This is a genomic window from Sphingobium sp. FG125, from assembly GCF_057809795.1.
Window position 1 is genome coordinate 95,502 of sequence record NZ_JBMDKQ010000014.1, and the last position, 11,919, is coordinate 107,420.

General features: G+C 66.2%; 13 protein-coding genes. 8 read left to right on the forward strand and 5 right to left on the reverse strand.

Annotated elements, in window-relative coordinates:
* Position 1 precedes the first annotated feature (1 nt).
* The 3 genes from ACODSR_RS14325 to ACODSR_RS14335 form a co-directional block, all read right to left on the reverse strand.
* Complete coding sequence (locus ACODSR_RS14325) at positions 2–715, reverse strand: FadR/GntR family transcriptional regulator (RefSeq protein WP_489077343.1); 714 nt, start codon at positions 713–715, stop codon at positions 2–4.
* Between the two features lie 87 nt (positions 716–802).
* Positions 803–1,840: an oxidoreductase gene (locus ACODSR_RS14330; protein ID WP_489077359.1), complete on the reverse strand. Its 1,038-nt coding sequence runs from the start codon at positions 1,838–1,840 to the stop codon at positions 803–805.
* A 1-nt stretch (position 1,841) separates the two neighbouring features.
* The gene (locus ACODSR_RS14335) at positions 1,842–2,555 is read right to left on the reverse strand and encodes an arylesterase (protein WP_489077344.1); all 714 of its coding nucleotides are present in this window, start codon (positions 2,553–2,555) and stop codon (positions 1,842–1,844) included.
* On the opposite strand from ACODSR_RS14335, the gene ACODSR_RS14340 reads away from it, so the two are divergent.
* From ACODSR_RS14340 to ACODSR_RS14350, 3 genes are all read left to right on the forward strand, one after another.
* A complete protein-coding gene (locus ACODSR_RS14340; protein ID WP_489077345.1) occupies positions 2,554–3,255 on the forward strand; it encodes an ABC transporter ATP-binding protein in 702 nt (233 codons plus the stop codon). The genes ACODSR_RS14335 and ACODSR_RS14340 overlap by 2 nt on opposite strands.
* Positions 3,252–5,765 (forward strand): ABC transporter permease, encoded by a 2,514-nt coding sequence (locus ACODSR_RS14345; protein WP_489077346.1) that lies wholly within the window; start codon positions 3,252–3,254, stop codon positions 5,763–5,765. The genes ACODSR_RS14340 and ACODSR_RS14345 overlap by 4 nt, the downstream gene beginning before the upstream one ends.
* Positions 5,766–5,875: 110 nt before the next feature.
* Entirely contained in the window at positions 5,876–6,583 is a 708-nt protein-coding gene (locus tag ACODSR_RS14350) for a cupin domain-containing protein (protein ID WP_489077347.1), read from the forward strand.
* A gap of 4 nt (positions 6,584–6,587) precedes the next feature.
* Here ACODSR_RS14350 and copD read toward each other — a convergent pair whose 3' ends face one another.
* Both copD and copC read right to left on the reverse strand, forming a co-directional pair.
* Positions 6,588–7,436 (reverse strand): copper homeostasis membrane protein CopD, encoded by an 849-nt coding sequence (copD, locus tag ACODSR_RS14355; protein ID WP_489077348.1) that lies wholly within the window; start codon positions 7,434–7,436, stop codon positions 6,588–6,590.
* Between the two features lie 6 nt (positions 7,437–7,442).
* Complete coding sequence (copC, locus tag ACODSR_RS14360; RefSeq protein ID WP_489077349.1) at positions 7,443–7,823, reverse strand: copper homeostasis periplasmic binding protein CopC; 381 nt, start codon at positions 7,821–7,823, stop codon at positions 7,443–7,445.
* 147 nt (positions 7,824–7,970) lie between these two features.
* Between copC and ACODSR_RS14365 the strand changes: the two genes are divergently transcribed.
* From ACODSR_RS14365 to ACODSR_RS14385, 5 genes are read left to right on the forward strand one after another with little or no spacing between them, the layout of a single operon-like run.
* Positions 7,971–8,225, forward strand: coding sequence for a hypothetical protein (locus tag ACODSR_RS14365; protein WP_489077350.1), 255 nt, complete (start codon positions 7,971–7,973; stop codon positions 8,223–8,225).
* Entirely contained in the window at positions 8,222–8,662 is a 441-nt protein-coding gene (locus tag ACODSR_RS14370; protein ID WP_489077351.1) for a periplasmic heavy metal sensor, read from the forward strand. Before ACODSR_RS14365 ends, ACODSR_RS14370 begins: the two co-directional genes overlap by 4 nt.
* Complete coding sequence (locus tag ACODSR_RS14375; protein ID WP_489077352.1) at positions 8,659–9,234, forward strand: RNA polymerase sigma factor; 576 nt, start codon at positions 8,659–8,661, stop codon at positions 9,232–9,234. The genes ACODSR_RS14370 and ACODSR_RS14375 overlap by 4 nt, the downstream gene beginning before the upstream one ends.
* A 6-nt stretch (positions 9,235–9,240) precedes the next feature.
* Positions 9,241–10,980, forward strand: coding sequence for a copper resistance system multicopper oxidase (locus ACODSR_RS14380; RefSeq protein ID WP_489077353.1), 1,740 nt, complete (start codon positions 9,241–9,243; stop codon positions 10,978–10,980).
* Positions 10,977–11,873, forward strand: a complete 897-nt coding sequence (locus ACODSR_RS14385) for a copper resistance protein B (RefSeq protein ID WP_489077354.1) — start codon at positions 10,977–10,979, stop codon at positions 11,871–11,873. Before ACODSR_RS14380 ends, ACODSR_RS14385 begins: the two co-directional genes overlap by 4 nt.
* Positions 11,874–11,919: the final 46 nt, after the last annotated feature.

The window sequence follows — 11,919 nt, forward strand, 5'->3', positions numbered from 1 at the left end:
ATCAGCCCGCCACCATCGCCTGGCGCAGCCGTTGCAACAGGCTGCGCCGGTGACGTTCCGCCTCAAACCGGGCGAGTTCGGGATCGCGGCGGACGATGGCGTCGATGATGCCGCTGCGCCATTGCCGCCATGCCGCAAACCCCTCTGCGCCGTCGAAAATCGGCGCAATTGGCGCGCTGCGATAATAGCGCATACTGACGCGCGCGAGCAACTCGATCAGCGGCCGGTCGACCATGCGGAACAGGATATCGTGCAGGTCATCTTCGAACAACAGCCGCGCGCCGCCATCCGCGCATTGCTCCACCCGCTTCGCCAGCGTGGCCAGCGCCTCATGCAGCGCAGCGTCATCGCATGTGGCGGCGGCAGGCATCAGCTCGCAATCGAGCAGCGTCATCATTTCCAGCGCTTCATAGGCATCCGATCCGCGCACCCGCAAATAGGCCGCGACCGACCGTTCGAGCGCGGCGACATCGGGCCTTGTGCCGAAATAGCCCCCACCCGGACCCCGGCGCACTTCCAGCAGCCCTTCATGCTCCAGAACGCGCGCGACCTGCTGCACCGTGGCGATGCCCACGCCCAATAATTTGGCGATGTCGGGCAGCGCGCCAATCTGGGCCTGGGGCGGCTGCGCCAATATGATGTCGCGCAACTGCTCGGTCGCCTTGGCGGCCAGATGCCGCCGGTGCAGCGGTGCATCGTCATCGGCTGTCGCCACGCCATTCCTTTCCTTGATCCAGCCTTGGTCCGTAAACCGATACCGCGCCCTTGGCCAGCTTCGCACCGGTTTGGCGCGGGGGCGATTTTATCCAGGCAGCGGCAGGCAGCGGCCTTCGCTGGCGGAGCGTTGCGCCGTTTCGATGACTGCCTGCACGGCCAGCGCGTCCTTCACCGGCGTGGGTAGCGGTCCGCCGGACTGGATCGCGGCGGCAATCTGCGCGTAAAAGCGTTCCTGACACCCTAGCAGCGCCGGGCGCGTCGTCATCCTGCCCTGCCCATCATAGATTTCCAGCGGATCGGGATCGACGCCCCAGCCGCTATCGCCCGGTCGCAATCCTGCGACCAGTTGCGTTTCCTGCGGATCGAGCCGCCGCTTGATCAAAGTCCCACCGGTGCCATGGACGATGAAGCGCGGGCTGCCCCCTGCCTCGGCCCCCGGCACGGTCAGGCTGGCGTGCAGCACGACGCGCATTCGGGCGTAGCGCAGCACGACATGCGCCCAGTCGTCCGATACCGCGCCGTCGCGCAGTGCGGCAAAATCGGCGCTGACCGCGTCAGGCCGTCCGAACAGCGCCATCGCCTGATCCACCAGATGCGGCCCCAGATCTAGCCACAGGCCCGATCCCGGCGACCCATCCTCGCGCCAGCGATCGCGTATTTCCGGCCGGAACCGGTCGAAATGCGATTCGAAATGGGTGACGCGCCCGACCACGCCCTCCTCAATCGCCGCGCGGACGCTGCGAAAATCGCTGTCGAACCGCCGGTTGTGGAACACCGCAAGCTGTTTGCCACATTGGGCCGCCAGCGCCGCCAGATCCTGCGCTTCGACCAGCGTCAGCGCGAACGGCTTGTCCACGACGACATGCTTGCCCGCCCGCAGCGCCTGCGCAGCCAGCGGTGCATGGGTCGCGCTGGGCGTCGCGATCACCACCAGATCAATCGCGGAATCGGCGAAAATCTCCGCCGCTGACCCGGCACAGCGGATGGTGGGGTCGAGCGCCGCGACTTCATCGGCTTTGCTGGTGCTGATGCTGGTCAGCGCCATCGCTGGAACCGCACGCAGCAACGGCGCATGGAAGATGCGGCCCGCCGGACCATAGCCCACCAGTCCGACGCGGATCATATCAGGCACGCAATGCCTCCTCGACCATCGGGGCCAGCTTGCCCACGATTACCATGACCCCCTTGTCATTGGGGTGGATGCCATCGGGCAGTTGCAGCGCCCGGTTACCGATCACCCCGTCCAGCATGAAGGGATAGAGTGTCGCGTCATATTTCTTCGCCAGCGCCGGGAAGATCGGGTTGAAGGCGGCGGCGTAGTCCGGCCCCATATTGGGCGACGCCAACATGCCCGTCAGCAGCACGGGGATGCCGCGCTTCTTGAGTTCAGCCAGGATCGCATCCAGATTGTTCTGCGTCGCCTCCGGGCTTAAGCCGCGCAGCATGTCGTTGCCGCCTAGCCCGACCAGCATCAGGTCAGGCTTGCGCGCCAGCCCGTCCAGCGTGAAAGCAAGCCGCGCCAGCCCGGCGGCGCTGGTATCGCCCGACACCCCGGCATTGACCACCTGCGCCTTCACCCCACGCTCGGCCAGAGCCTGTTCCAGCACTGGGGCCAGCCCCTTGCCCTGATCCAGATTATAACCGGCATAGAGGCTGTCGCCGAACGCCACGACCAGCTTGGCATCGGCCGCCGGCGCGACGGCTGGCGTCGCTTGCGCACTGTTGGCAACGGGGGGCGGGGGAGGGGCCTTGTCCGAACATCCCGACGCCAGTTGGACAAACAGCGCCAGCGCCCCATATTGCAAAAATCTGCCCGCCAAGGAGCGCTCCTTCTTCATGCACATGCCCATCGATCCGGCCACTATCGCGATCCGCGCGCACAATGTCACCCTCTCGCTGGGTACAAGCGATGCGCCCGTCGAGATTTTGAAGGGCGTCGATCTCACCCTGCTGCGCGGCGAAAGCATCGCCATATTGGGCGCTTCAGGTTCGGGCAAAAGCTCGCTGATGGCGGTGCTGTGCGGGCTGGAGCGGGCCAGCGGCGGGGACGTGCATATTGGCGGGGTCGATTTTGGCGCGCTGGACGAGGATGCGCTGGCCCGCGCCCGGCGCGGTCGCATCGGCATCGTGCTGCAAAGTTTCCATTTGCTCCCCACCATGACCGCGCTGGAGAATGTTGCCGTGCCGCTGGAACTGGCGGGGGAAGCCGATGCCTTCGCCCGCGCGGCGGACGAATTGCGCGCCGTCGGACTTGGCCACCGGCTCGACCATTATCCCGCCCAATTGTCGGGTGGTGAACAGCAGCGCGTCGCCATCGCCCGCGCCGTCGCGCCGCGACCGACCATATTGTTCGCCGACGAACCGACCGGCAATCTCGACGCGACGACTGGCGTCACCATCATGGACCTGCTGTTCGACCGGCAGCGGGCGGCGGGCGCAACTTTGGTCATCATCACCCATGATCCGGCACTGGCCGATCGCTGCGGCCGGATTGTCGAAATGCGCGACGGGCGGATCGTTTCGGACCGCGCGGCGTGAGCGCGCTTGATTGGGCGACAAGCTGGCGCATCGCCCGGCGCGATCTGCTTGGCCGTTTCCGGGGATTGCGGCTGCTGTTCCTCTGCCTGTTCCTGGGTGTCGCGACGCTGGCCGCGATTGGCAGCCTGACGTCGGCGATCACGCAGGAACTGAGCGAACGCGGGCAGGGGTTGCTGGGCGGTGACGTCGAAATCGCCATGACCCAGCGCGAAGCGGGGGGGGAGGACAAGGCGGCCTTCCGTCGCCTTGGCACATTAAGCGAAACCATCCGCCTGCGCGCCATGGCGCGGGGCGAACGAGCCGACGGACCGGCCGTGCTGACCGAACTCAAGGGCGTGGATAATGCCTATCCGCTCTATGGCACACTCGCCCTGCAAGGTGGAACCTATCGCGCGCCACTAGCGCCCGATCGTATCCTGATCGGCCCTGCGTTGGCCGACCGGCTGAGCGTCAAACCCGGCGACCGGCTGGTCTATGGCACCGCGACCTTCACCATTGCCGCGATCATTGCCGACGAGCCAGACCGGCTGGGCGAGGGCTTCACCCTTGGCCCGGTCGCGATCGTCTCGCTCGACGGACTGCGCCGCACCGGGCTGATCCAGCCCGGCAGCCTCTATGACAGCAAATATCGCCTGCGCTTGCCCGATGGCGCGGACGCACAGGCGGTGAGGGAGAATCTGGAAAAGCAATATCCGTCGGCCGGTTGGGAATTTAAGGATCGCGATCGGGCCGCTCCCGGTGCCAGCCGCTTCATCGTGCGCATGGGGCAGTTTCTCTCGCTCATCGGCCTCGCCGCACTGGTGATCGCGGGGATCGGCGTCAGCAATGGCGTCGCCTCCTATCTCGCTTTGAAACGCCCCGGCATCGCGACCTTCAAGGTGCTGGGCGCGACGTCCAGCGACATTGCCCGCATCTACCTGCTCCAGATTGGCTGCGTTGCGCTGCTGGGTATCGCCTGCGGACTGGCGGTTGGCGCGCTATTGCCGCCTGCCATCGTTGCGCTGGCGGGCGATGTCCTGCCGGTCAGCCCCGGCTTCCGGCTGCATCCTTTGCCGCTCGTCACCAGCGCCGCCTATGGCCTGCTGATTGCCTTCCTCTTCACCTTGCCGCCGCTGGCCCGCGCCCGGACCCAGCCCGCCGCGCTCATCTTTCGCGGCGTGGTCGATCCGCGCCACGGCATCGACCGACGCACGATTTTCGCCATGGCGGCTGCGGGCGCGCTGCTGGTAGCGCTGGCGCTCGGCACCGCGCGCGAGCCGCTCTTCTCCGCCGCCGTGCTCGGCGCGACCGCGGCGGTCCTGCTGCTCCTGCTCGGCATCGGTTGGGGCGTGCGTCAGATCGCCCTGCGCGCGCCGCGTCCGCGACGGCCCTTGCTGCGTCTGGCGCTGGCCAATCTACACCGCCCCGGCGCGCAGACCGCCGCGCTGATTGTCGCGCTTGGCCTGGCGCTCACCCTGTTCGTGACGCTGGCGGGCATCCAGACCAGCCTCGACAGCGAAATCCGCAATGTCGTGCCAAAGACCGCCCCGGCCCAGTTCGTGCTGGATATCCCTTCGGAGCAAGCGGATCGTTTCCGCACCATCGTGCGCAAACAGGCCCCCGACGCGCAGTTCAATATTGTTCCCGCCCTGCGCGGCACGATCGTCGCCTATGGCAATCAGCGCGTCGCCGATCTGAAGGAGCCACCCGAAGGTGCATGGTTCCTGCGCGGCGAGCGCGGCGTCACCTATAGCGCGACCCTGCCGCAGGGCAGCGAACTGGTCGCGGGGCAGTGGTGGCCGGCCGATTATGCCGGGCCGCCGCTCGTTTCCTTCGACGCGGAGGCTGCGAAAATCCTCAATATCGGTGTCGGCGACACATTGACCGTCAGCCTGCTAGGGCGCGAAATCACCGCGCGCATTGCCTCCCTGCGCACGATCAACTGGGAGACGATGGGCTTCAACTATATCCTGGTCTTTTCCCCCGGCATCGTCTCCGCCGCGCCGCACAGCCTGGCCGCGACCATCACCATGGACACGCGCCACGACAGCGCCGTCACCCGCGATCTGCTCGCCGCCTTCCCCGGCGTGTCGGTGATCGCGGTTGGCGAAGTGATCGCGCAGGTTGGCGCGATCATGACGCAAATGTCCGCTGCGATTGTCGCCGCTGCCTCGGTCGCGATCCTGGCGGGCATCGCCGTGCTGGTCGGTGCCATCGCCGCATCGCGACAGGCGCGCAGCTATGACAGCGTGATCATGAAAACGCTGGGCGCGACCCGCGCGCAATTGCTGGGCGGACAGGCGCTGGAATATGGCCTGCTCGCCACCATGCTGGCGCTGGTCGCGCTGGCGCTGGGGTCCGGCGCGGCCTGGTTCGTTATCGTCCAGATTTTCGAATTTAGCTGGTCGCCCGACTGGCTGGTCGTGCTGGCGACGCTGGGCGGTGGCGCTTTGCTGACGCTGGGCATTGGTCTGGCCGGGTCGATCCCGTTGCTATCGGTCCGTCCGGCCAGCGCCCTGCGGCAGCTTTGAACGTCCCGGCGGACGCAAACGGCACCGGGCGCGTTTCCCTGCTGCGCGCTTGGTGCAACCTGCCGCCCGCATCGCGCTAGCTTGCCCCAAATTTTTTGAGGGAAGCCAGCATGACCACCACCCAGACCGCCACCCGTTCCTTTGTCGATCTGCGCGCCTGGGCGGCGGGGGTGACGGTCGGGGCAGGGGAGGGCGACGCCTTCCTGTCCGCCCGCGCTCTATTGCCCCAGCCCGAAGGCCCGGTGTCGATTGGCCTGATCGCTTTGCCGCAGGGCAGCGGATCGGTCGCGGCGATGCACGCCGATGAATTCATCATCGTCGAATCCGGCAGCGTGCAGATTGACGAGCGTACGCTGAACGAAGGCGACAGCGTCGTCCTGTGCGAAGGCGCCAGCTTTAGCTGGACCAGCACCGCCGATGCGCGCCTCCTGTTCGTGCGCCGCACCGGCGGGTCCGCCGCCAACGGCGCGATCATCCCGATCGACACCAATGCCGCGCTCGAACCGTCTGGCGCGCCGCTGGCTGAACTGCTGGTCGGCCCGACCCCGTCCTGCCGCAATTTCACCGATTATCGTTCTGCCGATGGCGAATTTGTCTGCGGCACCTGGGATTCCACCCCCTATCATCGCCGCTCCATGGCCTATCGTCATTATGAGCTGATGTATCTGCTCGATGGCAGCGTCACCTTCGTCGATGGCGCTGGCGCGGAAGGGACGTTCGGCAAGGGCGACATCTTTCTGGTCGAACAGGGCGCATCGTGCAGCTGGGACAGCCAGGTCCACGTCAAGAAGGTGTATGCCATCTACCGCCCGGCCTGATGGCTCAGGCCATCGGATCGAGCGTCCCCAGCCAGGCCACCAGCATTAAAACCCCTATCGCCGCGCCCGTCTCCAGCATCAATGAGAGACGCAGCGCGGCGATTGCGCTTTCGCCCCGCTCCAGCGCCGGGGTCAGCCGCCAGCGGTTGAGCGCCGCCAGCCCCAGCATCCCGCCGAACAGGGCGATCTTCGCGCCCAGCAGCCAGCCATAGCGGCTGCCCGTCATCGCCGGCAGATCGGCCATCCCGACGATCATCAGGCTGTTGACCAGCCCGGTCACGACCAGCGTGGCGACGAACACGGTCCCCAGCAGCGAAAATTTCGCCAGCATCACCGCGATTCGATCGACATTCGGACGGCGCACCGTCACCGCGTGCAGCAACGCCGCCAGCGCGCCGATCCACCCGCTGGCCGCCCAGATATGCGCGACATCGGCGGCGCGGTGAACGCTCCCGGCGACATTTTCGGTCGCACCCGCATGGCCGGTCCAGGCGATCGTCGCGGCAGCAATGGCGGCCGGGATCAGCACCCACCGATCCCGTCCGGCCACAGCCAGCGCCAGCGCGGCGAGCAAAGCTATGCCGCGCACCGCCAGCACCGGGCCGATCGGCGTCATCGTCAGCAAAATCTCTGCCGTCGCCCAGTCGGGCGGCAGCAACGGGGTGCCGGCCATGCTCGCCGCACTCGCCATCAGCCACAGCGCCGACAGCGCCATGCCGCCCAGTGCGAGCGCCACCAGCAGCGCGCGCTGCCCCGCCACGCCCATCGCCCACCAGAACAGTGGCAGGCCCATGAGCAGGGCAAGGTCGGCCATCAGGCCAAGGCGCGCCAGCAGCAGCATCCCCCCGTCCATGACGGCTTACTTGACGGTGAAGGCGTAACCGCCTTCCATCTTGTGCTGGTCAGCGCCGACAATATGCCATTTCAGGTCGTAGCTGCCGGCGGGCAGGGCGCGGGGCAGGGTGACGATCATCGTCTTGCCATCGGGTGCAACCACGGTCTTGAAGCCCTTGATCGGCATCGGCGCATGGTCGCTCATGCCCGGCATCCCGGTCATGACCAGATCGACGCCGGAAAGCGGCCCCAGAAATGTCTCGGAAAAAGTCAGCGTCAGCTTGGTCGGCTTGGCCACCGTCGCATTGGCGGCGGGGTTGGACGACAACAGTTTGCTATGCGCCAACGCCGCACCGGGCAGGATGGCGATCGACAGGGCGATGGCGGCGGTCAGGAAACGGGACATCGGGGCTTCTCCATGATGGTGGTTAGGGGATATTACGCATGGACTTGCTCGACCCCTCATCACAGGTGCATGATTTTTTCTTGGGCCTTGTGGTGAGGGATAAGCCCGCACCGCGCGTATGCCGCGATGAGGATGGAGTATGTGCAGATGAGTGATCTCGATCAGTTGCTGGGGCAGATGCGGGCGATGCCGGTCGACGCCCGGCTGGAGCAGATGGACGGCGTGGTGATGCAGGGCGTTGCCCGCCGCCGGGAACAGGGCATGGCGCGGCGCAGTATGATGCTGGCCGGATTGCTGGCGCTGGGTATCGGCTGGGTGGGCAGCATCGTGCCGTCAGCGCCCGCGCAAGCTGCGCCGATCGGCATGTCGGACTATGCGCCATCCCGCCTTCTTGGCCAATGAGCCTGAAACGCTATCTGCTCGTTGCGCTGGTCGCCTTCGCCGCGGCGCTGGCGGCGGTGCTGGTCGCGCGCGTCTGGATCGCGCCGCCGCCCCGCGTCGAAAGCGAAGTCCATGCGCTGCTGCATGAAAAGCTGACGCTCGACGCCGCGCAGGAACAGCGCATCCATCAGCTTGAAGCCGCCTTTGCCATTCGCCGCGAAGCGCTGGAGGCGGAAATGCGCGCCGACAATGCGCGGCTGGCGCAGGCGATTGCGGCGGAACATGGCTATGGCCCGCAAGTGGCCCAGGCCGTGGACCGCACCCATCATGTCATGGGCGCGCTGCAAAAGGAGACGCTCCAGCATATTTTCGCGATGCGCGCGGTGCTGCGTCCCGATCAGGCGGCCCAGTTTGACGCGGCCGTCGTCAAGGCACTGACCCAGCCCGCCCCCCGGTGAACGGAGCCGAACCCGACGACAGGGTGCTGGCTGCGCGCGCGCTGGCCGGGCATCAGGACGCCTATGCCGCGCTGATGCGGCGGCATCGCGATGCGGTGTGGCGACTGGCCCGCGCCCATGTCGGCGATGGCGACGAAGCGCTCGACATCACGCAGGAAGTGTTCGTCGCCGCCTTCGCCGCACTCGCCCGCTATGATGGTGCGCGCCCCTTTCGCAGCTGGATCGCGCGGATCACGCTCAACAAATGCCGCGATTGGGGCCGTCGCCGTGCGGTACGGCGTTTCTTCGCCTTTGCGCGCCCGATCGACGAAGCGGGCGATATTGCCGACGCTGCGCCAGACCCGGAACAGGCGCTGCAATCGCAGGCGGCACTCGTGCGCATCAACGCTGCCATCGCCGCACTGCCCGTTGCGCTGAAAGATGTGCTGCTGCTCCGCACGATCGAGGCGATGAGCCAGGCGGACACTGCGGCCGCGCTGGGTCTCACCGAAAAAGCGATCGAAACCCGCCTTTATCGTGCGCGCGCAAAATTGTCGGAATATTTGAGGGATGACGCTGCGCCCCGCGTATGAAGGGGCATGACCAACCTGACTCTTGACCGCCGCACCCTGTTCAAAGGCGCGGCTGCCCTCAGCTTCGCCAACGCCTTTCCCGCCTGGGCGCAAAGCGGCACCCACGGCGTGCATCCCGCGCCGGGCGTCCTGTCGGGCGATACCATCGCGCTGACCGTCGCCGACAGCCATTTCGCGACCGGGGGCCGCTCCGCCCATGCTATCACGATTAACGGCACCGTCCCCGCGCCGCTGATCCGGCTGCGCGAAGGGCAGAATGTCCGCCTGTCCGTCACTAACAAACTGAAAGAAGATACGTCGATCCACTGGCACGGCCTGATCGTCCCCTTCCAGATGGACGGCGTGCCGGGCATCAGCTTCCCCGGCATCGCACCGGGCGAAACCTTCCATTATGAATTCCCCATCCGCCAGTCGGGCACCTATTGGTATCACAGCCATTCGGGGATGCAGGAGGCGATGGGCCATTATGGTCCGATCGTCATCGACCCCGCCGGGACCGATCCGGTGCAGGCGACGCGCGAGCATGTGATCGTCCTGTCCGACTGGTCGCCGGTCCATCCCCATGTGCAATTGAAGCGCCTGAAACAATCGGGCGGCTATTATAACATGCAGCGCCAGACGCTCGCCGGATTGCTCAAGGGCAAGGACCAGCCGCTCAACGACCGGATCGACTGGGGCAAGATGCGGATGGACCCCACCGATATTTCGGACGTCACCGGCTCCACCTACAGTTTTCTCGTCAACGGCCATGGCATAGCGGAAAACTGGACTGGCCTGTTCACGCCGGGCGAGCGGGTGCGGCTGCGCATCATCAATGCGTCGGCCATGACCAACTTCAACGTGCGCCTGCCCGGCCTGGCGATGACCGTCGTGCAGTGCGATGGCCAGCATGTCCAGCCGGTCGAGACCGACGAATTCCAGATCGGCATCGCCGAAACCTATGACGTGATCGTCCAGCCGACGGATGCCACCGCCTATGCCCTGATCGCCGAAGCCATCGACCGCTCCGGCCTGGTCCGCGCGACGCTCGCGCCGCAGATCGGTATGGTCGCGGCCATCCCGACGCTGCGCGCCCGGCCGCTGCTGACCATGAAGGATATGGGCATGGATATGTCCGGCATGGACATGGGGCAGGGGGGGGTGATCGACCTGTCCCAACCCGCCAATGACAGCATGTCCGGCCATAGCATGAAGATGCTCGACCCTTCGGTCGCGCCCAATGTGCCGATGGGGCCGGGGGTGGCGACCCTCTCCTCCATGCCCGCCGATCGCACCGCCGACCGGCCCACGGGGCTGGAGGACGTCGATCATCGCGTGCTGACCTATGCCGACCTGCGCGCGCTCGAACCCAATGAAGACACCCGCACGCCAACCCGGTCGATCGACATTCATCTGACAGCCAATATGGAACGCTATATGTGGTCCTTCGACGGGGTGAAGCTGTCGGATGGCGCGGACCCCATCGCCTTCCGTCATATGGAACGGGTGCGCGTCACCCTCATCAACGACACGATGATGCCACACCCCATCCATATCCACGGCCACTTCTTCCAGCTGCTGACCGGGGAGGATGCGGCGCACAACCCGCGCAAGCATACGGTCAACGTGTTGCCCGGCGGCAAGATCAGTTTCGATCTGACCGCCGACGCGCTGGGCGACTGGGCGTTCCATTGTCATATGCTGATGCACATGCACGCGGGGATGATGCGCGTCGTCACCGTCCGCCACGGGGAGGACGCGGCATGACGCGCCTGATCGCGGCCCTGTTGTTGGCCAGCACCGCTACGCCCGCATTGGCCCAGATGGACCATAGCCAGATAGACCATAGCGCGCATCAGACGCCGCCCGCGTCCGCCGACCCCCATGCCGGTCACACCATGCCAGCGACCGATGACAGCGTGCCACAAGGCACCGCCCCGCCAATCCCGACCGATCATGCCGCCGAAGCCTTCTATCCCGCCGCGACCATGGCCCGCGCCCGCGCCGCCATGATCAAGGAAAGCGGCGGCATGAGCTTCTCGCAGATCATGCTCGACCGCCTCGAATATCGGGCGCACAAGGGCGCGAACGGTTACGCCTGGGAAGGCGAAGGCTGGTTCGGCGGCGACATCAATCGTTTCGCGTTCAAGACGGAAGGCGAGGGCGAAGTCGGCGGCGCATTGGAAAGCGCCGAACTACAGGCGCTCTACAGCCGGGCGCTGAACCCCTGGTTCAATGTCGAGGCAGGCGTGCGGCAGGATTTCCGCCCAAGCCCGCAACGCACTTATGCGGTCGTGGGCATCGAAGGCCTCGCCCCTTACTGGTTCGAGGTTGGCGCGCAGGCGTTCCTGTCCACCAAGGGCGACGCCCACCTCCGGCTGGAGGGCAGCTACGACCAGCGCATCACGCAGCGTCTGATCCTGCAACCCGCCGCCGAAATGAATATCGCCGCGCAGGACGTGCCATCACTCGGCATTGGCTCTGGCGTGTCAGACATCGAACTGGGCCTGCGCCTGCGCTACGAATTCGCCCGCGAATTTGCGCCCTATGTCGGCGTCCACTGGGAACGCAAGCTCGGCGATACCGCCCGTTATGCGCGCGCGGCGGGGGAAGGCGCATCAGCCACGAGTCTGGTGATGGGCGTGCGTTTCTGGTTCTGACCAGATCTACACATAAGCCCCGTTCGTTTCGAGCGAAGTCGAGAAA

What these genes read in the sequence shown, in the direction of transcription:
- ACODSR_RS14335 (WP_489077344.1), bottom strand. Translation starts at nt 2,555, where the DNA reads ATGAAGAAGGAGCGCTCCTTGGCGGGCAGATTTTTGCAATATGGGGCG.
- ACODSR_RS14340 (WP_489077345.1), top strand. Translation starts at nt 2,554, where the DNA reads ATGCACATGCCCATCGATCCGGCCACTATCGCGATCCGCGCGCACAAT.
- copD (WP_489077348.1), bottom strand. Translation starts at nt 7,436, where the DNA reads ATGGACGGGGGGATGCTGCTGCTGGCGCGCCTTGGCCTGATGGCCGAC.
- ACODSR_RS14330 (WP_489077359.1), bottom strand. Translation starts at nt 1,840, where the DNA reads ATGATCCGCGTCGGACTGGTGGGCTATGGTCCGGCGGGCCGCATCTTC.
- ACODSR_RS14385 (WP_489077354.1), top strand. Translation starts at nt 10,977, where the DNA reads ATGACGCGCCTGATCGCGGCCCTGTTGTTGGCCAGCACCGCTACGCCC.
- ACODSR_RS14350 (WP_489077347.1), top strand. Translation starts at nt 5,876, where the DNA reads ATGACCACCACCCAGACCGCCACCCGTTCCTTTGTCGATCTGCGCGCC.
- copC (WP_489077349.1), bottom strand. Translation starts at nt 7,823, where the DNA reads ATGTCCCGTTTCCTGACCGCCGCCATCGCCCTGTCGATCGCCATCCTG.
- ACODSR_RS14365 (WP_489077350.1), top strand. Translation starts at nt 7,971, where the DNA reads ATGAGTGATCTCGATCAGTTGCTGGGGCAGATGCGGGCGATGCCGGTC.
- ACODSR_RS14380 (WP_489077353.1), top strand. Translation starts at nt 9,241, where the DNA reads ATGACCAACCTGACTCTTGACCGCCGCACCCTGTTCAAAGGCGCGGCT.
- ACODSR_RS14370 (WP_489077351.1), top strand. Translation starts at nt 8,222, where the DNA reads ATGAGCCTGAAACGCTATCTGCTCGTTGCGCTGGTCGCCTTCGCCGCG.